The sequence below is a fragment of the Massilia sp. Se16.2.3 genome (assembly GCF_014171595.1).
Classification (GTDB): domain Bacteria; phylum Pseudomonadota; class Gammaproteobacteria; order Burkholderiales; family Burkholderiaceae_D; genus Telluria.
On record NZ_CP050451.1, the window covers coordinates 1,751,306 to 1,771,461 of the forward strand.

Consider the following 20,156-nt stretch of genomic DNA (forward strand, 5'->3'; position numbering starts at 1 on the left):
GTCCAGGGGAGCACCCGTCCCGAGTAAGCGCTCAATATTTTTTTGCTAACGCCAATTCGCAGGCTATAATCCGCCCGCTGCCGCAAGGCAGCACACGCTAGGGGTCCTGCGCGTCGATCGATGCGCGGGTGAGACATACCCTCTGAACCTGATCTGGATAATGCCAGCGAAGGGAAGCTTTCGAGATGCGGATTCGTGCCCACGCACGCGCCTGACGCCACTCTCGGCCTCCTTTGCTGGCTCCTCACGCAAAGGAGCCGCATGAATGCACCACTGAAGTTCGACGCCGCCACCGCCATGGTGGACAGCGCCGCGATTGCCCCCTTCCCGAATTCGACCAAGGTCTACATCGAAGGCAGCCGCCCCGATATCCGCGTGCCGATGCGCGCCGTCGCCCAAAGCGACACCCCGGCCAGCTTCGGCGGCGAGACCAACCCGCCCGTCTTTGTCTACGACACCTCCGGCCCCTACACCGACCCGGCAGCGTCCATCGACATCCGCCGCGGCTTGCCGGCACTGCGCCGCACCTGGATCGCCGAACGGGGCGACACCGAGGAGCTGTCCGGCCCGAGCTCGACCTCACGGCGCCGGGCGCCTGCTTGATCCGAGCCTGGACGCGCTGCGCTTCGAGCTGCAGCGCAAGCCGCGCCGCGCGAAAGAGGGCGCCAACGTCACCCAGATGCATTACGCCCGCCGCGGCATCATCACCCCGAGATGGAATTCATCGCCCTGCGCGAGAACCTGCGCCGCAAGGAGTACCTGGCGTCGCTGGAAGCGAGCGGCGAGATGGGCCGGCGCACGGCCGCGCTGCTGGGCCGCCAGCATCCGGGCCAGTCGTTCGGTGCCGCCATTCCTGAGGAGATCACGCCGGAATTCGTGCGTTCCGAGGTCGCCCGTGGCCGCGCCATCATCCCGGCCAACATCAACCACCCCGAGAGCGAGCCGATGATCATCGGCCGCAACTTCCTGGTGAAGATCAACGCCAACATCGGCAACTCGGCCGTCACCTCGTCCATCGGCGAGGAAGTGGAAAAGATGACCTGGGCGATCCGCTGGGGTGCCGACAACGTGATGGACCTGTCCACCGGCAAGCACATCCACGAGACGCGCGAATGGATCATCCGTAACAGCCCGGTCCCGATCGGCACCGTGCCGCTCTACCAGGCGCTGGAAAAAGTGAACGGCAAGGCCGAAGACCTGACCTGGGAAATCTACCGCGACACCCTCATCGAACAGGCCGAGCAGGGCGTCGACTACTTCACCATCCACGCCGGCGTGCGTTTGCCGTATGTGCCGATGACGGCCAAGCGCCTGACAGGCATTGTGTCGCGCGGCGGCTCGATCATGGCCAAGTGGTGCCTGGCGCACCACGAGGAGTCCTTCCTCTACACGCATTTCGAGGACATCTGCGCCATCATGAAGCAGTACGACGTGGCCTTCAGCCTGGGCGATGGCCTGCGTCCGGGTTCCATCTACGATGCCAACGACGAGGCCCAGCTGGCCGAACTGAAGACCCTCGGCGAACTGACCCAAATCGCCTGGAAGCACGACGTACAGGTGATGATCGAGGGGCCCGGCCACGTGCCGCTGCACCTGATCAAGGAGAACATGGACCTGCAGCTGGAACAGTGCATGGAAGCGCCGTTCTATACGCTGGGGCCACTCACCACCGACATCGCGCCCGGCTACGACCACATCACCTCCGGCATCGGCGCGGCCCACATCGGCTGGTACGGCACCGCGATGCTGTGCTACGTGACGCCGAAAGAGCATCTCGGCCTGCCCGACAAGAACGACGTCAAGGACGGCATCATCACCTACAAGATCGCGGCCCACGCCGCCGACCTGGCGAAGGGCCACCCGGGCGCGCAGATCCGCGACAACGCGCTGTCGAAAGCGCGCTTCGAATTCCGCTGGGAAGACCAGTTCAACCTCGGGCTCGACCCGGACAAGGCGCGCGCCTTCCACGACGAGACGCTGCCCAAGGATTCCGCCAAGGTGGCGCATTTCTGCTCGATGTGCGGCCCCCATTTCTGCTCGATGAAGATCACCCAGGAAGTGCGCGCCTACGCGGCCGAGCAGGGCGTGGGCGAAGACACGGCTCTGGTGCGCGGCATGCAGGAAAAGGCGATCGAATTCGTGCGCGGCGGCGCGAAACTGTACCGCGAGGTCTGAGCATGTTCGACATCGAACTCAATGGCGAACCCTACAGTTTGCTGGACGGCCAGACCCTGGGCGACCTGGTGCAGGCGCTCGGCGTCGGGAAGCAGGCGGTGGCGCTGGCGGTCAACCGCGAGGTGGTGCCGCGCCAGCAGTGGGCCTCGCGCGTGCTGGCGCGCCAGGACAAGGTCGACATCGTGCGCGCCATCGGCGGCGGCTGAAAGGATGAACAAAGGATGAACATGAGCGAAGACTTCCTCACCATCGCGGGCAAGCAATACCGCTCGCGCCTGCTGGTCGGCAGCGGCAAGTACCGCGACCTGGATGAAACACGCGAGGCCACGCTGGCGGCCGAAGCCGAGATCGTCACGGTGGCAATCCGCCGCGTGAACATCGGCCAGGATCCGAAGGCGCCAAATTTGCTCGACGTGCTGCCGCCGTCCCGGTTCACCATCCTGCCCAATACCGCCGGGTGCTACAACGCCAGGGACGCGGTCTACACCCTGCAGATGGCGCGCGAACTGCTGGACGGGCACAAGCTCGTGAAACTCGAGGTGCTGGGCGACGAGACCACGCTGTTCCCGCACATGCCGGAAACCCTGAAGGCGGCCGAGACCCTGGTGCGCGACGGCTTCGACGTCATGGTCTACTGCAGCGATGACCCGGTGCAGGCGAAACTGTTGCAGGAGATCGGCTGCGTGGCCGTGATGCCGCTGGCCTCCCTCATCGGTTCCGGCATGGGCATCCTCAACCCCTGGAACCTCAAGTTGATCATCGAGGAGGCCCGCGTGCCGGTGCTGGTCGACGCCGGCGTCGGCACCGCGTCGGATGCGGCGATCGCGATGGAACTCGGCTGCGACGGCGTGCTGATGAACAGCGCGATTGCCTGCGCACGCGCGCCGGTGCGCATGGCACGCGCGATGAAGCTGGCGGTGGAAGCGGGCCGCGAGGCCTACCTCGCCGGACGCATGCCGCGCCGCTTCGCCGCGTCGCCCTCGTCACCAAGCGACGGGCGCCTCGCGTGACGGCGTCCGGTAGGGCGTCCCATAGGGCGTCCCATAGGGCGGCTGTCATCGGACTGGCGACCGGGTCGGCGTCGGTTACCGCGCCGGGTACCGCGTCGCATAGCGCGCCGGGTACCGCGTCGCATGGCGCGTCGCATAGCGCGGCCGGCATCTCCCCGGCATGGCGCCGGCGGTGCTGGTCTTCGCCGGCCTCGATCCCGGCGGCGGCGCCGGCCTCGGCCGCCGACATCCCGGCGATCGCCGCCCAGGGTGCCCACGCGCTGCCGGTGGCCACCGCGCTGACGGTGCAGGACAACAACCGCGTGCATGCCGTGCGTCCGGTCGAGACCGAGTTCGTGCTGCACCAGGCCCAGGCCCTGATCGATACCTGCGCCATCCGCGCGGTCAAGATCGGCATTCCCGGCAACCGCGCAAATGCGCTGGCGATTGCCGGGCTGCTGAGAAGCCTGCGCAAGCGTGATCCGAAGCTGCCGGTCGTGCTCGATCCGGTGCTCGCCAGCGGCCATGGCGATGCGCTGGCGTCCGGCGATCCGCTCGATGCCGTCGCCGAGCTGCTGGCGCTGGCCACCATCGTGCTGCCGAACGAGCCGGAAGCCTGCGCGATCGGCGCCTTCCCCGGCGCCCAGTGGCTGGTCACGGGCGGCCATGGCGATGGCCAGTTCGTCACCAACCGCTGGTATGCCAACGGACAGCTGGAACAGCGCTGGCGCTGGCCGCGCCTGCCCGGCGCCTACCACGGCAGCGGCTGCACCCTGGCGGCCGCCCTGGCCGCACGCCTGGCGCTGGGCGAATCGATGTTCGAGGCGCTGGGAGCCGCCCAGTCCTACTGCCACGAAGCCCTGGCCCAGGCCTTCGCGATCGCGCCGGGCCAGCGCATTCCCCGCCGCTTTTTACAGCGCACAGGCCAGGACGGCGTGCAGGCGCTGCCCACCACATGAAAGGATCCAATATGCACGGCTTGTATCTCGTCACCCCGAACTGGGACGACACCGACCGGCTGCTGGCCGCCACCGAAGCGGCCCTGCGCGGCGGCGCGGCCCCGGTGCAGTACCGCCACAAGGAGGCCGGCGCGGCACTGCGCCTGGAGCAGGCGACGGCGCTGCTGGCGCTGTGCCGGCGCCACAAGCGGCCGCTGGTCGTCAACGACCACCTCGACCTGTGCATGCGCATCGATGCCGACGGCGTGCACCTGGGCGGGGGCGACACCGCGCTGCAGCAGGCGCGCTGGGGCCTCGGGCGCGACAAGATCGTCGGCGCCTCCTGCTATGGTGAGCTGGCGCTGGCACGCGCGGCGCAGGCGGCGGGCGCGAGCTACGCTGCCTTCGGCGGCTTCTATCCCTCGCCCGTCAAACAATACGATTTCGTCACGGCGCCATCGATCCTGGCCGCCGCGCGCGCCGAACTGGAGCTGCCGCTGGTCGTCATCGGCGGCATGACCCCATCGAACGCCGCACCCCCTGGTGGCGCAGGGTGCCCACATGGTGGCGGCAATCACGAGCGTGTATGGCGAAGCCGACCCGGAAAGCGCGGCGCGCCGCTTCGCCACACTGTTCGAGGGGGCCGCTGCAGCCCACGCGCAGGGGGTTTGATGGACAGTCAGTTGTAGGGGCGAGACAGATCGGCTATGCTGGACTTCCCTATTTATTGCTCATGAGCAAAAATAGGGGATCTCCGGGGATATCCCCCTCTTCTACAGCAGGAATGACATGGACAACACCTTGATGAACGACGGCGTGCTGGAAGCGCTCGCATTCAAGCTCGGCAACGAAGAATACGGCATCAAGATTTTGAAGGTGCAGGAAATCCGCGGCTACGAGGCCGTCACCCGCATTGCCAGCGCGCCGGAACATGTCAAGGGCGTGGTCAACCTGCGCGGCACGATCGTGCCGATCGTCGACATGCGCATCAAGTTCAAGCTGGGTGAGCCGACCTACAACCAGTTTACCGTCGTGATCATCCTGAACATCCAGGACCGCGTGGTGGGCATGGTGGTGGACGCGGTGTCGGACGTGATTTCGCTGACGGCCGAGCAGATCAAGCCGGCGCCGGACATGGGCGGCGCGCTCAACACCGATTACCTGCTGGGCCTGGGCACGGTGGACGAACGCATGATCATCCTGGTCGACATCGACCGCCTGATGACGTCCGAGGAAATGGGCGTCATCGAGACCCCGGCGAGCTGAGTGATCATGCTGAGCCGACTCAAGGTAGGAACCCGACTGGCGCTGGCCTTTGTGCTGGTGCTGGCTTTTCTCGTGGCCGTGATTGCGATGGGCATCAGCAAGCTCGGTGCGCTCCATACCGGCACCCGTACGATGGCGACCGACGCCTATCCGAAGGTGGTGCTGGCCCAGAGCCTGGCCGACCGCATCAACCGCAGCGCGCGCTCGGTGCGCGACTTGCTGTTGACGGACGATGCCCAGGCCGTGGCCAAGAACCTCGGCGTGATCGCCACCAGCCGCAAGGAAGCGGCCGAGATGTTCGCCGGGCTCGACAAGCTGGTGGTATCCGAGGATGGGGTCAGGAACCTGCGCACCTACAAGGCCGCCTACGACCAGTACATGGTGGCCCTCGATGAAGTCATGCGCCTGCGCGCCGCCGGCGAGCACGATGCGGCCGTCGCCCATCTGCTGGGCCCTGCACGCAAGATCCAGAGCGCGGTCTTCATTTCGTCCAACGAACTGATCGACCACCAGGGCAAGACCATGCAGGCCACCTACGAGGCGGCCGAGCAGACCTATGTCGTCGGCCGCAACGCCATGCTGATCCTGGGCGCGCTGGCGCTGCTGGGCGGCGTGGCGGCCGCCACCGTCATCACCCGCAGCCTGCTGCGCCAGCTGGGCGGCGAACCGACCTATGCGGCCGACGTCGCAGAGCAGATCGCCGCGGGCAACCTCGGCGTGCCGATCGCCACCCGCGCCGGCGACACCGGCAGCCTGCTGTTTGCCATCAAGGGCATGCGCGACAGCCTGGCTGGCATCGTCAGCCAGGTGCGTCTCGGTACCGACACCATCGCCGCCGCGTCCGCCGAGATCAACGCCGGCAACCAGGACCTGTCCAGCCGCACCGAGCAGCAGGCTTCCTCGCTCGAGGAAACCGCATCGTCGATGGAAGAGCTGACCGCGACCGTCAAGCAGAACGCGGACAATGCGCGCCAGGCCAACCAGCTCGGTGCCAGTGCCTCGCAGGTCGCGGTGCGCGGCGGCGACGTGGTGGCGCAAGTGGTCGAGACCATGGACGCGATCAACGCTTCCTCGCGCAAGGTGGTCGACATCATCGGCGTCATCGACGGCATCGCCTTCCAGACCAATATCCGGCCCTGAACGCCGCCGTGGAAGCGGCGCGTGCCGGCGAACAGGGACGCGGCTTCGCCGTCGTCGCCTCCGAGGTGCGCAACCTGGCCCAGCGTTCGGCTGCGGCAGCGAAGGAAATCAAGGCCTTGATCCACGCTTCGGTCGACCGTGTCGACGCCGGCAGCGCGCTGGTGGCGCAGGCCGGGACGACGATGCGGGAAGTGGTCGACAGCGTGCGCCGCGTGACCGACATCGTCGCCGAGATCAGTGCCGCCAGCGCCGAACAGAGCGCCGGCATCGAGCAGGTCAATGGCGCCATCGCCCAGATGGACCAGGTGACCCAGCAGAATTCGGCCCTGGTCGAGGAAGCCGCCGCCGCCGCCGAATCGATGCAGGACCAGGCCGCGCGCCTGAGCCAGGTGGTGGCCCTGTTCCGCCTGGGCGAGGAAGACGCGGTTCCCGTGCGTGCGCAGACATCGTCCGTGACCGCCCGGTGCCGGCAAGCGCGTCCGTGCGCTCCTGAGCCGCTTCGCACCGACACCCCGCCCGCAAGGCGGGGTTTTTTTTCGCCCGCCGCCGATGAAGGCCGCCCGGCGCCGCGCGCACCGTCCCTGTTCTTGTGCCTACAATAGCGCTATTGCACCTACCGAGAACATTTCGATGCACCTGCTACACCTGTTCAATCGCACCCGCCGCCATCCTTCCGCCATCCTCTTGATGGTGCAGTTGCTCGCGATGGTGCTGTACCCGTTTGTCGAGCACACGGCCGCCGGCCACGTGACCCTGAACGCCTTCGGCATCGTCATCCTGACGCTGACTACCAACATGGTACGGCGCACGCCCGGGCTGACGCGCATCAGCGTGATGCTGGCGGTGCCGATCATTGCCCTGCTGATCGCGCAGATGCTCTACGACCTGCCGCAGCTGCGCGCCTGGTCATCCGGACTGGAAGTGATCTTCTATTTCTATGCCGCCGGCTCGCTGATCGCCTACATGCTGGAAGACCGGCACGTGACCACCGACGAACTGTTCGCCGCCGGCGCCACCTTCACGCTGCTGGCCTGGGCCTTTACCCACCTCTACCTGCTGGTGCAGGCGCTGGCGCCTGGCTCCTACGGCGCCGCGGTGCACCCCGAGCTGCCGCGCACCTGGAGCGAACTGAATTACCTCAGCTTCGCACTGCTCTCGAGCACCGGCATCGGCGACGTCATCCCGCTTACCGTGCACGCGCGCTCGCTCGCCAGCATCGAGATGTTCGTCGGCCTGATGTATCTTGCCGCCGTGGTGGCGCGCCTGATCGGCCTGACGATGCAGCCGAATAAGTAATGTAGGGTGGGCGGCTGTATCCGCGATGGCGGATCGACGACGAGGTCAATGCCGCCCACGCGTTCAACCGTCATACGAGCAGCCGCGTCAGTCCTACTCTTCGCCAACCGGCATGCCGGTGTACTCGCGCACCAGGAATGCCTCCAGCTCGGCCAGCGGCATCGGCCGCGCGAACAGGTAGCCCTGGCCTTCGTCGCACAAGGCTTCGCGCAGGGTCTCCACCACCTCGTCGGTTTCGATCCCTTCGGCCACCACGGACAGGTCGAGCACGTGGGCCATGTCGATCAGCGCCCCCACGAAACCGTCGCCGGCCGGGTTGTCGGAGATGAAGGAGCGGTCCAGCTTCAGCACGTCGATGGGCAGGCGTTTCAGGTAGGACAGGCTCGAGTAGCCGGTGCCGAAATCGTCGATCGAGAGGCGCACGCCCAAGGCTTTGAGGCCCCTGAGCACTTCCACCGACTGGTCGAGGTCCTCGATCAGCGCGCTTTCCGTCAATTCCAGTTCCAGTGCGCCTGCCGGCAAGCCGGATTCGGCCAGTGCGGTGCGCACGTGGCCGATCAGGTCCGGCGAGCGCAACTGGCGCGCCGAGACGTTGACGGAAACGTGCAGGTGCAGGCCGAACTGCTCGTTGATCTGCTGGACGTCGCGGCAGGCCGCGCCGAGTACCCAGCGGCCGATGGTTTCGATCTGGCCGCGCTCCTCGGCCAGCGGGATGAATTCCAGCGGCGCCACGCGGCCGAATTCGGGATGGTCCCAGCGCAGCAGCGCTTCGACGCCGAGCGTGCGCAGCGAGCGCAGGTCGACGCGCGGCTGGTAGTGCACCGCAAACTGGTTCTGCTCCAGCGCCCGGTGCAGTGCCGCCTCGAGCTGCAGGCGGCGCTTCGCCTCCAGGCTCATTTCCGGCTCAAAAAACTGGAAGGAGCCGTCGCCCTGCGCCTTGGCCTTGTACATGGCCGTGTCTGCCTTCTGGAACAGCTCGTCGGTCGACGTGTCCTCGCCCCCGGCCAGGCTGATGCCGATCGACGCCCCCACGCGCATTTCCATGCCGTCCGCAACGAAAGGCATATCCATCGTGGCGAGCAGGCGCCGCGCAATGGCGGTCGCGGCCTCGCGGCCCATGCAGCTCGCTGCCACGACGAATTCGTCACCGCCCAGCCGCGCCACGACGTCGCCCGGCCGCATGCACGATTGCAGGCGCCTGCCCACCTGTTGCAGCAGCCGGTCGCCGGTGGCGTGGCCCATTGAATCGTTGACTTCCTTGAAGCGGTTCAGGTCGATGAAGAACACCGTCGTCCCACCCTGGCCCTGGTCGAGCATGCTCGATACGCGGCGGTTGATCCAGTTCCGGTTCGGCAGGCCCGTCAGCGTGTCGCGCGTGGCCAGTTCTTCCAGCCGCGCCTCGGCGCGCTTGCGCTCGGTAATGTCGATGATGAAGGCTGTCAGCGACCGTGCCTCGCCCTGCGCATCGAGCTCGACGGTCTGGTTCACCAGGGCGACGACATGGTGGCCCTGGCGGTGCAGGAGCACGGTCTCGAGTGCACGTTCGCGATGACCGGTGCAGCGGACGTTGAGCGCCGGGCTGGCGTCGCCGGCAACCAGGATGGCCGCTACGGGCTTGCCGACCAGTTCCTCGCGCGAGTAGCCGGAGAGCTGGCACAGTGCCGGATTGATGTCTTCGACGATGCCGTCGCCGTTGAGGAGCATGTAGCCGGCCGGCGTGATCTGGATCGTTTCGCGAAAGCGCCGTTCGCTGTCGCGGATCTGCTGTTCGCGCGCCACACGATCGGAAATGTCGTGGAAAAACACCGACAGGCCTTCTTCGTGCGCATAGATGCGCTCGCTGACCCAGACACCGACCGGTTCATAGAAGGTTTCGAAGCTGATGCTTTCGCGGCTTGCCATGGCCTTGACCAGGTTCTGGCCGACCACCGACTCGGCCAGGCCCGGGGCAACGTCCCACACGACCTTGCCGAGCGCCGCGTCGCGGTCGACACCGACGAAGGCTGCCGCGCGGTTATTCGCATACACGATTTCCCACGACGAGTTGACGGAGAAAAAGCCGTCGTCGATGCTCTCGATCAGGGTGAGGTTGTGTTCGGCCATGCGCTCGAGGCGCCGCAGCATCTCGTTTTCGCGCGTGATATCGCGCGACACGAACACGGCGCCCAGGCAGTCGCCCGTCACCGGATCGATCACCATGCGCGTCTTCGATGCCAGCGCGCGATACTGGCCCTGCGTGTCGCGCTTGCGCAGTTCGATCGCATCCGGCCGCGGTTCGCCGGCCAGGATGCGCCGCATGTCGTCGTTGGCATGGGCATGGTCGTCCGGATGCACGAAATCGATCGCCGGTTGCCCGATCAATTGTTCCCTTGTCCAGCCGAGGTTGCGTGTGAAGGACGAGGAAATGTCGATGTAACGCCCGTCCAGGTCGCAGAAGGCCACGAGGTCGGTCGCGTTGTCGACCATGAGCCGCAGGGTAGCCGCATCGCGTGTCGCTCCATCCAGCGCTACCTGTCGTCCCGTCACGTCCACCAGCGTGCACGCGTATCCGCCATCCTGTTGCCGGGGCAGGGCCGTGATCAGGCCGTGCCGCTGGCGGCCATCGCCGCAGGCAATCTCGAGCTGGCATTCGAAGGCTTGCCGCCGCGCCAGCACGCCATCGAGTTCGCGCGCGAGCGCAGGACCGTCTGTCACGGCGACCGTTGCCAGCCAGGCAGGCAGCGGCATGCCCGCCATGTCCGGCAGCAGTCCCGGGCACCACGCCAGCGGCGCTTCGCACAGGCCCTCGGCATCGATGGACCATGCGAGGTGAAGAAGCGGTTCTTGGGTCGAGCTGCGTTCGCGGATCATGTTGGGCGGCTTCGTGTCGTGAGCCAGGCACTGGCGCCTTGCTCACATGCTTGATATGGAATCGGAAAAAAGTCAGGTCAGGACAGGAGGCCGAGCGCTTGCGTACTGTGTACGCATGCACGGCCGACCGTGGACGATAGCATCGCTAGTTCCATGCGGCAACATTCCAGTAAGCCTGCCTCTTGTTTGTGGTTCTGTTGCAACTGAAGAAGCGGTAGGCGTGACAGGTCTGTAAATAGAGAATGGCAACTTCGATAGTGGCCGAGCTCATCTGCCTGGCGGTTCATGCACTGATTGAACGCGCAGGCGGCGCGGATGCAACGTCGACGCACAGGGCAGGGCCGAGCCGCCTACCCTACCGCGAGGCAAAAAAAAGGACGCCGAAGCGTCCCTTTTTTTCACCCGAAGGCGTCGATTACTTACCGCAGCCCAGCGACTTGATACGGTCGTAGGCAGCCTTGGCTTGCACCAGGCCATAGCCGTACTTGGTGTCGCGGCCGGCGGTGCCCAGGTCCTGGGCGCTGGCGGTCAGCGAGGTACGGATCTGCGCGCCCGTGCAGGTCGGGAAGTAGCTCCACACCAGTGCGGCGACGGCCGACACGTGCGGGGTGGCCATCGAGGTGCCATCGAAGTAGGCATAGTTGGTTGCCTTCACGCCGACAGTGGCGCTCTGGCCCAGCTTGGTCTTCATCGATGCGCCATCGACATCGGTCGCGGTGACCGACGGGATGCTGGTCACGGTGGTGCCGAGGGTCGCGCCGAAGGCACCGGCCACGTTGTTGTACACCACCGCGCCGACGCCGCCGCTGCTCTGGCAATTCGAGACCTTGGTCGCGAAGTCGACCGTGCCGCGGGCGATCAGGCAGACCTTGCCGGAAACGGCCGTGTTGACCTTGTCGCCGATGCCGAAGTCGGCCAGCGCAGCAGTCGCGGTCTTCACCGGCGAGCCTTCCATCGCGCCCGGGACGTAGGTGGTGGTGCCGACTTTCAGCACGCCTTCGCTGCCGCTGCCCATCGGCACGGTCGACAGGACGCCGACGCCGGGACCGGCGATTTCGACCTTGCTGTTGTACTGCGAGAAGCTCGCCCACTGCTTGTTCTCGTCGACGGCGCCAACCATCATCACGCTGCTGTAGCCGGCCGGGTAGGACACCACGGTGTTGCCGTCGTTACCTGCGGCGGCGATGTTCAGCACGCCCTTGGCCTGGAGCGCATCGAATGCATTCCTTTCGGTGGTGCTCGATCCGCCGCCGCCCAGCGACATGCTGATCACGTTCGCGCCGGCCGCGCCGCACTTGTTGGCGGCCGAGGCCAGGGTCGACGAGTAGGCCCAGCCGTCGGCGCCGAAGACCTTCACGATATGCAGCTTCAGGCGCTTGTTCGGGTTGACGCCGACCACGCCGACGCCGCTGTTGTTGACCCCGGCGATGGTGCCGGCAACGTGGGTGCCGTGGTGGTTTTCGTCGGTGTACCACCAGCCGGTGCCGGCATCGTATTCGCCGGTGACGACGTTGCCGGTCAGGTCTTCGTGGTCGCGGTTGTAGCCGGAGTCGATGATGCAGACCTTGCGGTTGCCGACGTTGGCGTCGCTCAGCAGGTCGGCCTGGACTTGCTTGATGCCGTAAGGGACCAGTTGGCCCGCGGTGTAGGGCGTGCCGGTCGACGGGCTGGTCAGCGCGAACGGACGGCGGATCACGTCTGGCTCGATGTACTCCACGTTCGGGTTGTTTTCCAGGCCTTTCAGCGCAACCAGTGGCACTTCAATGGCCATGGCGTTCGTGCCAAAGATTTCGTGCTTGACCGAACCCCTGGCGGCCTTGACCACGCCTTTGAGGGCGGCGGCGCTGCCTGGCTTGAAGGCGACGATGACACGGGTGGTGTCCGGTGCTGCGGCATGGGCATTGCAGAACACGCCGGCCGCGATGGCGGCCACGCACAGCTTGAGGGTGGTAAGGGCGTGCTTCGATTTCTGAACCATCTAATTCTCCGTATATAAACCTGTTAAATGCCGCGATTTCTTCGGTCGCATGCACGTTTTTTGAAAAACGATTGCCGTGTAGAACGGCTGAGCCAGTGTAGGCGCAACCATACAGCTGAGCAAATGACAGTCCAAACGTGCGTGGCGCGTGTTGCAATGTTGCACGCTTGCTAAAGGAGATTTACAAATTTTCCGAAGTGCATGTTATATTTTTCGCCCTCTCGATTGTGCATACGCAACAATTTCAGCAAGCGCCGGGCCGCTTCTCGACGTCGCTGCCGGACCCCTGACCATGTTGCAGCGCGCGGCTCGCACGCTTCGATATCCGTGGCGCATAAGGCCTTCCCTGACCCACGTCACAAAAACAATCGGGCCAGGCCTGTGCAAGACAGGTCCTGGCCCGATCGCCTGGCAAGCCGGCGCGCGTGGAACGCGGCCGGCAGCGCATGACGGTGCTTACATGCCGCAGCCCAGCGACTTGATGCGCTCGTAGGCCGCCCTGGCCTGCACCAGGCCGAAGCCGTATTGCGGATCGCGCCCCGCCGTGCCCAGGTCGAGCGCGCTCTTGTCCAGCGACGCGCGGATCTGCGCCGCGCTACAGGTCGGGAAGTGGCTCCAGACCAGTGCCGCCACGGCCGCCACATGCGGCGTCGCCATCGAGGTGCCGTTGAAGTAGGCGTAGTTGCTGCGCTTCGTTCCTACCGTCGCCTCCTGGCCCAGCCGGGTCCTCAAGGCCGCGCCGTCGGTATCGGTGGTGCTCACCGAGGCAATGGTGGTGACGACCTCGCCCAGGGTGCCGTTGATCGCGCCCGGCACGTTGTTGTAGATGACGGCGCCAACGCCGCCGCTGTTCTGGCAGTTCAGGACTTTCAGGCCGAAGGTGATGCTGCCGCGCCCGATCAGGCAGATCTTGCCCGCCATGGCCGGGTCGAGCTTGTCGCCGATGCCGAAGTCCGCCAGCGGCGCGGTCGCCACCTTGATCGGCGCGCCGGTCAGGCTGCTCGAGGTATAGCCCGTGGCGCCCACGCTCAGCACCGTGTCCAGGCCGCGGCCCATCGGCACGGTGGAGAGCACCGATACGCCGGGACCGGCCAGCTCGACCTTGCTGTTGTACTGCGAGAAGCTGGCCCATTGGCGGTTTTCGTCGAGCGCGCCGACCGACACCACGCTCGGGTAGCCAGCCGGATACGACACGGTCGTATTGCCATCGTTGCCGGCAGCCGCGAAGCTGAGGATGCTGGCTGCGGCCAGGCCGTCGAAGGCGCGCCGTTCGGTAAGGGTTGGCGTCCCGCCGCCCAGCGACATGCTGACCACGTTGGCGCCGGCCGCCTTGCACTTGTTGGCCGCCGTGGCCAGGTCCGAGGAATAGGCCCAGCCATCGGCGCCGAAGACCTTCACGATGTGCAGCTTGAGCTGGCTGTTGGGGTTGACGCCGACCACGCCCTTGCCGCTGTTGTTGACGGCGGCGATGGTGCCGGCCACGTGGGTGCCGTGGTTGTTTTCGTCGGTGTACCACCAGCCGGTGCCCTCGTCGTATTCGCCGCTGACGTGGTTGCGGATGAGGTCTTCGTGGCGGCGGTCGAAGCCGGAATCGATGATGCAGACCTTGCGGTTGCCGGCGAACGCATCGCTCAGTTGATCGGCCTGGACCAGCTTGACCCCGTAGGGCACCTGCTGGCCAGTCGCATACGGGGTGCCGGTCGAGGGCGTCGCCAGGGCGAAGGGATAGCGCTTCGCGTCTTCTTCCACGAACTCGACGTCGGGGTTGTCCTGCAGGCTGCGCACCGCGCTGCGCGGCACTTCCATGGCGACGGCGTCGGTGCCGAAGATGGGGCGCGCGGCCGTTGCCGCGGCGCCGCCGAGGGCGCTCTTCATCGCCATCTTCGCGCCAGGCTTGAAGCCGACGATGACACGGGTGGTATCGGCGGCGTGGGCGGAACTGCACAGGAGGGCGGCAGCGGCGGCGGCGAGGCACAGGCGCAGGCTTGCCGGTGCGTGCTGGAAGTGTTGGACCATTGGTTCTCCATGGGTGGGCTGATCGAACGCCGCGCCTTGGCGCGTCGCGTGCGCTGGGTGTGTCCCGGCCACTCCCTTCTTCCCGCCACCGGCAATGCCGATCGCGCTCTCACGGAGTAAAAAAGGGCCGGGACCTGTAAGCTACAGAATCCCGGCCCTGTTGGTTACCTGACAATACTGACTGCTTGACGGCGGCCAGCCTGCGAGGCTTCCCGATGACACCCGCTTACATGCCGCAGCCCAGCGACTTGATGCGGTCGTAGGCGGCTTTCGCCTGGACCAGGCCGAAGCCGTACTTGGTGTCGCGGCCGGCGGTGCCGAGGTCCAGCGCGCTCTTGCCGAGCGAGGTACGGATCTGGGCGGCGGTACAGGTCGGGAAGTAGCTCCACACCAGGGCAGCAACGGCCGACACGTGCGGCGTCGCCATCGAGGTGCCGTCGTAGTAGGCGTAGTTCGATGCCTTGATGCCGACGGTGGCGCTCTGGCCCAGCTGGGACTTCATGGCCGTGCCCTCGACGTCGGTGGCGGTGACCGACGGGATGCTGGTGACCGTGGTGCCCAGCGTGCCGCCGAATGCGCCTGCCACGTTGTTGTACACCACGGCGCCGACGCCGCCGCTGTTCTGGCAGTTCTGCACCTTGACCGCGAAGTCGACGGTGCCGCGGGCGATCAGGCAGACCTTGCCCGAGACCGCGGTGTTGACCTTGTCGCCGATGCCGAAGTCGGCCAGCGGCGCGGTCGCGGTCTTCACCGGCGAGCCTTCCATGGCGCCCGGGGCGTAGGTGCTCGAGCCGACCGTCAGGACGGCTTCCTGGCCCGCGCCCATTGGAACGGTCGACAGCACGCCGACGCCAGGGCCGGCCAGCTCGACCTTGCTGTTGTACTGCGAGAAGGTGGCCCAGGCCTTGTTCTCGTCGACAGCGCCGACCGAGACCACGCTGGTGTAGCCGGCCGGGTAGGAGACTTTGGTATTGCCGTCATTGCCGGCGGCGGCGATGGAGAGGATGCCGGCCGAGGCCAGCGAATCGAAGGCGCGCTGCTCGGTCAGGCTCTTGGTCGGGCCGCCCAGCGACATCGACACCACGTTGGCACCGGCCGCCTTGCACTTGTTGGCGGCGGTGGCCAGGGTCGAGGAATAGGCCCAGCCGTCGGCACCGAACACCTTCACGATGTGCAGTTTCAGCTGCTTGTTCGGGTTGACGCCGACGACGCCGGTGCCGCTGTTGTTGATGCCGGCGATGGTACCGGCGACGTGGGTGCCGTGGTGGTTCTCGTCGGTGTACCACCAGCCGGTGCCGGAGTCGTACTCGCCGGTCAGGTTGTTGCCCGACAGGTCTTCGTGCTTCTGGTCGATGCCCGAATCGATGATGCAGACCTTGCGGTTCGCGGCGGCCGAGTCGCTCAGCTGGTCGGCCTGCACCATCTTGATGCCGTAGGGGACCAGCTGGCCGGTGGCGTAGGGGGTGCCGGTGGAGGGCGTCGCCAGGGCCAACGGATAGCGCTTCACGTCTTCTTCGATGAATTCGACGTTCGGATTGTTCTCCAGGCCTTTCAGCGCGGTGCGCGGCACTTCCATGGCGACGGCGTTGGCGCCGAAGATCTCATGTTTCACGGTGCCTTGCAGGGTCGAGGCCAGCGACTTCATGGCCGCCTTGGCGCCCGGCTTGAAGCTGACGATGACGCGGGTGGTGTCGGCCGGGGCCGCGCTGGCGGTGCCGCAGACGATGCTGGTGGCAGCCGCGATCAGGCACAGGCTGAGGGTTTGTGAAGCGCGAGTGAAACGTTGAACCATGGTGACTTCTCCGTATAAAAGCCTATAGGTATGCCGCGATTTTTTCATCGCGTGCACGTTTATGTAGTGCGTCTTTCGCCGTAAGCACGGCTGAGCCAGTTTAGGCACGAAACATATGTACGTGCAATTGAAACCCAATCGTGCGCGGCGATGTTGCAATGTTGCGGTCGCGCACGATTGGAAAACAGTTCGACAACAAAAAAGGTGCTATATTTTTGGCCCTGACATTTGTGCAAATGCAGCAATTCTTGCCTTGCGGGCAAGACTGCAGGGATCGTTCCGGCTTGGTATGATGGCAAACTCGCGCGGCGCCGTGCCGCGTCCATCCATCCCATGTCACAGGAAATCCCACATGAAAACCAAGGCAGCGATTGCATGGAAGGCGGGCCAGCCCTTGAGTATCGAAGAAGTCGATCTCGACGGCCCGCGTGTCGGCGAGGTGCTCGTCGAAGTCAAGGCGACCGGCATCTGCCATACCGATTACTACACGCTCTCGGGTGCCGATCCGGAAGGCCTGTTTCCCGCCATCCTCGGCCATGAAGGCGCGGGCGTGGTGGTCGACGTCGGGCCGGGCGTGACCAGCGTGAAGAAGGACGACCACGTCATCCCCCTCTACACCCCGGAATGCCGCCAGTGCAAATTCTGCCTGTCGCAAAAGACCAACCTGTGCCAGGCGATCCGCTCCACGCAGGGCCGTGGCCTGATGCCGGACGCCACCTCGCGCTTTTCGCTGGACGGCCAGCCGCTGTTCCACTACATGGGCACCTCGACCTTCTCGAACTACATCGTGGTTCCCGAGATCGCGCTGGCCAAGGTGCGCTCCGACGCGCCCTTCGACAAGATCTGCTACATCGGTTGCGGCGTCACCACCGGCATCGGCGCCGTGATCTTCACGGCCAAGGTGGAGGCGGGTGCGAATGTCGTCGTGTTCGGCCTGGGCGGAATCGGCCTGAACGTGATCCAGGCAGCAAAAATGGTCGGTGCCGACAAGATCATCGGCGTCGACATCAACCCGGCGCGGGAAAGCATGGCGCGCAAGTTCGGCATGACCCATTTCGTCAACCCCAAGGAAGTGCAGAACGTGGTGGACACGATCGTCCAGATCACCGACGGCGGCGCCGACTATTCCTTTGAATGCATCGGCAACGTCAACACCATGCGCCAGGCGCTGGAATGCTGCCACAAGGGCTGGGGCCAGTCGATCATCATCGGCGTGGCCGAAGCGGGCGCCGAGATCTCGACCCGTCCGTTCCAGCTGGTGACGGGACGCGAGTGGAAGGGTTCCGCTTTCGGCGGCGCGCGCGGCCGCACCGACGTGCCGAAGATCGTCGACTGGTACATGGAAAACAAGATCAACATCGACGACCTGATCACCCACCACCTGCCGCTCGAGCGCATCAACGAGGGCTTCGACCTGATGAAGTCGGGTGAGTCGATCCGCTCCGTCGTGGTCTACTGACTTACGCCGCTTTTCAAGTCGCACTGACGGCCTGTCCCGCGAAAGCGACCGTTTGTCGCACAGCGGGGGCAGGCGCCAGTCCCCTGTCTTACTCTTCTTCCATCGACAACCGTCCTGGAGAAGATCATGCAAGACACCCACCGCGCCTCACTTTCCCTCAAGCGCCCGCTGCTGCTGTGCGCCCTGGCCGCCGCCTGCGCGCTGCCCCTGCTGCCGGTCCAGGCGGGCGAAGGCATCCACGTGAGCCGCAGCCTGCAGGCCAGCGACGGCGGCGCACCCTACGCCGTGGTGCGCGGCAAGGACGACGTGGTGGCGGGCGAGCGCGCCGATAGCGCGCGCATCAAGGAACTCAGGCGCAGCATCAAGGGCGACTTCCTCTGGTTCCGCGACGGCGGCAAGGAATACGTCGTGCAGGACCCGGCCACGATGGGGCGCGTGCTCGCGGCCTGGGCGCCGCTGGAGGCGATCGGCGCGCGCATGGGCGGGCAGGGCGCCGAAATGGGCCGCCACGGCGCCGCCATGGGCTCGATCGGCGCGAAGATGGCGCTGGCGGCCATCACCTTCGACGGCGACAAGATGGAAGCACTCGGCAAGGAAATGGAAGCGGCGGGCAAGCCGATGGAAGCGGCCGGCAAGAAAATGGAAGAGCTGGGCAAGGAGATGGAGCGCGAACAGGACAAGGCCGAACGCGCCATGCGCGTCGAAATCCGCGATGCGCTCAGCAAAGGCACGGCCAGGCCGCTGCCGCTGCGCAGCTGACGACCCACCCAGCCGGAAGGCGGCCAGCATGCGCCGCCGTCCGTCCGGCGACACGGCCAGAGTGCGGCTGTCGAGATCCTGTGCCACCCAGCCCTTCCGCAGCGCCAGGCGCAGCAGCGCGGCACCCAGCGCACCGCCCGGTGCGGACGGCGCTCGCTCCAGTCCAGGCAGGAACAGGCGAGGCGGCGCCGCTGCCGGCGCAAGCCTTCCACATCGATGCCGGCTTCCATGAACTGTGTCTCGCCTGCGGCCGACAAGGCATGGTTTCCGTTCGCATCCACACCCAGCCAATCCTGCTCGACGAAGTCGTCGTGCAGCGTCACCGCCAGTCTACCGGCCATGTGGTCGTAACAGGTGCGCGCTCGCCGTCGACGGGCTCACCTCCGCCACCACCGACGCGCTCGCACGCATGAACGATGGCGAGCACCACACGGCGCACAAGGCGGCGCTCAAACGGGGCCCTGGATGCGGTCACGCAGGACGCGACCGCAGTGCGTGGCGCGGGTAGCGGTGCTGCTGGACGAGGGCGCGGGCGGCGCCGAGAACCGTTTCGTATGCCGATGGCCGGCAACGCTACCTGGACATTGCCGCCCAACTGAGACCTCGGCTGGAAGAAATCGACGGATTCGTATCGATCGAGCGCTTCCAGCGCCTGAGCGACCCTGCGAAAGTGCTGTCGCTCTCCTTCTTCCGCGACGAGGAGGCGGTCGCGCGCTGGCGCCGGCTGGACGCGCATCGCGCCGCGCAACGAGCAGGGCGCACCGAATTGTTCGCGGGCTACCGGCTGCGCATCGCCCATGTCGTGCGCGACTACGGGATGCACGACAGGGAACAGGTGCCGCCGTACAGCCGCGCAGGCGGGAGTGGATGAACGTGCCAACCACCGTTCGCAAGGACGCCGGCGTCGCCACGTAGGGTGGGCGCCCCGCGCCCACACAGCGATCGTTGTCGGCACCGACAACCTGGACCGATCATCTGGCTGCCAGCCCGCGCTACCGGGCGGGGAACCCACCGGCCTCAGCGTTGCGCCAGTGTCGACGAGATCACGATGACCTGGCCCAGCAGCGGGTTCGGCACATAGCTCATCACCATGTCCGTGCCGGAGCTGCCACGGTTGAATTCCATGGTCACGTTGCCGTCCCGTGAAACGAATTTGTCCGGCGAGACCGCGACCAGTCGAAGCGGGCGCTGGTTATCGATGCGCGCATTGATGTGGTCTGTACTGGTCTCCACGTTCAGGCGCCAGCCATTCGACATGGCATAGGCTCCCCCCACATTCTCTTCCTGCTCTGTCGTGAGCCAGACCGGCTTGATGGGCGCCGTCACCTGCACGGTCGACACCGGTGCCATTTCACGCGGATAGGGGAGATCCTGGGCGCCGGCACCGAAGGCCAGCCCGAGGAGCGAGGCGGAAAGCAGAAGAGGAAGGGGACGCATGATGATTCCTTTACAGAGCAGGAGGACGCTGTCACTTCCGGCGCGCCCAGGGCGGGCCGGG

General features: G+C 66.0%; 13 protein-coding genes, 3 pseudogenes and 1 riboswitch. Of the genes and pseudogenes, 11 read left to right on the plus strand and 5 right to left on the minus strand.

Features of this window, described 5'->3' with window-relative positions; translation table 11 throughout:
• The first annotated feature begins 89 nt into the window (after positions 1–89).
• A riboswitch (TPP riboswitch) is annotated at positions 90–192 on the plus strand.
• Between the two features lie 69 nt (positions 193–261).
• The 8 genes and pseudogenes from thiC to G4G31_RS08145 all read left to right on the plus strand — a co-directional run bounded on the left by thiC (position 262) and on the right by G4G31_RS08145 (position 7,804).
• A pseudogene (gene thiC / locus G4G31_RS08110) lies at positions 262–2,175 on the plus strand (phosphomethylpyrimidine synthase ThiC).
• 2 nt (positions 2,176–2,177) lie between these two features.
• Positions 2,178–2,381 carry a sulfur carrier protein ThiS gene (gene thiS, locus G4G31_RS08115; RefSeq protein ID WP_182990988.1) on the plus strand — a complete coding sequence of 68 codons (204 nt, stop codon included), beginning with the start codon at positions 2,178–2,180 and terminating at the stop codon, positions 2,379–2,381.
• Between the two features lie 21 nt (positions 2,382–2,402).
• On the plus strand, positions 2,403–3,185 hold the full coding sequence (locus tag G4G31_RS08120; protein WP_182990989.1) for a thiazole synthase: 783 nt from the start codon (positions 2,403–2,405) through the stop codon (positions 3,183–3,185).
• Positions 3,182–4,123, plus strand: coding sequence for a bifunctional hydroxymethylpyrimidine kinase/phosphomethylpyrimidine kinase (locus G4G31_RS08125; protein ID WP_308622144.1), 942 nt, complete (start codon positions 3,182–3,184; stop codon positions 4,121–4,123). Before G4G31_RS08120 ends, G4G31_RS08125 begins: the two co-directional genes overlap by 4 nt.
• Before the next feature lie 11 nt (positions 4,124–4,134).
• A pseudogene (gene thiE / locus G4G31_RS08130) lies at positions 4,135–4,774 on the plus strand (thiamine phosphate synthase).
• Between the two features lie 117 nt (positions 4,775–4,891).
• Positions 4,892–5,368 (plus strand): chemotaxis protein CheW, encoded by a 477-nt coding sequence (locus G4G31_RS08135; protein ID WP_229425453.1) that lies wholly within the window; start codon positions 4,892–4,894, stop codon positions 5,366–5,368.
• A gap of 6 nt (positions 5,369–5,374) precedes the next feature.
• A pseudogene (locus G4G31_RS27855) lies at positions 5,375–7,110 on the plus strand (methyl-accepting chemotaxis protein).
• Between the two features lie 28 nt (positions 7,111–7,138).
• On the plus strand, positions 7,139–7,804 hold the full coding sequence (locus tag G4G31_RS08145; RefSeq protein WP_182990990.1) for a two pore domain potassium channel family protein: 666 nt from the start codon (positions 7,139–7,141) through the stop codon (positions 7,802–7,804).
• A 93-nt stretch (positions 7,805–7,897) separates the two neighbouring features.
• Here the strand turns inward: G4G31_RS08145 and G4G31_RS08150 are convergent, their stop codons facing one another.
• From G4G31_RS08150 to G4G31_RS08165, 4 genes are all read right to left on the minus strand, one after another.
• Positions 7,898–10,654 (minus strand): EAL domain-containing protein, encoded by a 2,757-nt coding sequence (locus G4G31_RS08150; protein ID WP_182990991.1) that lies wholly within the window; start codon positions 10,652–10,654, stop codon positions 7,898–7,900.
• A gap of 415 nt (positions 10,655–11,069) precedes the next feature.
• Positions 11,070–12,632, minus strand: coding sequence for a S8 family serine peptidase (locus G4G31_RS08155; RefSeq protein WP_182990992.1), 1,563 nt, complete (start codon positions 12,630–12,632; stop codon positions 11,070–11,072).
• A 456-nt stretch (positions 12,633–13,088) separates the two neighbouring features.
• Entirely contained in the window at positions 13,089–14,648 is a 1,560-nt protein-coding gene (locus G4G31_RS08160) for a S8 family serine peptidase (RefSeq protein WP_182990993.1), read from the minus strand.
• Between the two features lie 226 nt (positions 14,649–14,874).
• Entirely contained in the window at positions 14,875–16,440 is a 1,566-nt protein-coding gene (locus G4G31_RS08165; RefSeq protein WP_182990994.1) for a S8 family serine peptidase, read from the minus strand.
• Between the two features lie 352 nt (positions 16,441–16,792).
• Between G4G31_RS08165 and G4G31_RS08170 the strand changes: the two genes are divergently transcribed.
• The 3 genes from G4G31_RS08170 to G4G31_RS08180 all read left to right on the plus strand — a co-directional run bounded on the left by G4G31_RS08170 (position 16,793) and on the right by G4G31_RS08180 (position 19,529).
• Positions 16,793–17,899 carry an S-(hydroxymethyl)glutathione dehydrogenase/class III alcohol dehydrogenase gene (locus G4G31_RS08170; RefSeq protein ID WP_182990995.1) on the plus strand — a complete coding sequence of 369 codons (1,107 nt, stop codon included), beginning with the start codon at positions 16,793–16,795 and terminating at the stop codon, positions 17,897–17,899.
• Between the two features lie 126 nt (positions 17,900–18,025).
• Positions 18,026–18,658, plus strand: a complete 633-nt coding sequence (locus G4G31_RS08175; protein ID WP_182990996.1) for a hypothetical protein — start codon at positions 18,026–18,028, stop codon at positions 18,656–18,658.
• A 577-nt stretch (positions 18,659–19,235) separates the two neighbouring features.
• The gene (locus tag G4G31_RS08180) at positions 19,236–19,529 is read left to right on the plus strand and encodes an antibiotic biosynthesis monooxygenase (protein WP_182991716.1); all 294 of its coding nucleotides are present in this window, start codon (positions 19,236–19,238) and stop codon (positions 19,527–19,529) included.
• 146 nt (positions 19,530–19,675) lie between these two features.
• Here the strand turns inward: G4G31_RS08180 and G4G31_RS08185 are convergent, their stop codons facing one another.
• Positions 19,676–20,095, minus strand: coding sequence for a hypothetical protein (locus G4G31_RS08185; RefSeq protein ID WP_182990997.1), 420 nt, complete (start codon positions 20,093–20,095; stop codon positions 19,676–19,678).
• Positions 20,096–20,156: the final 61 nt, after the last annotated feature.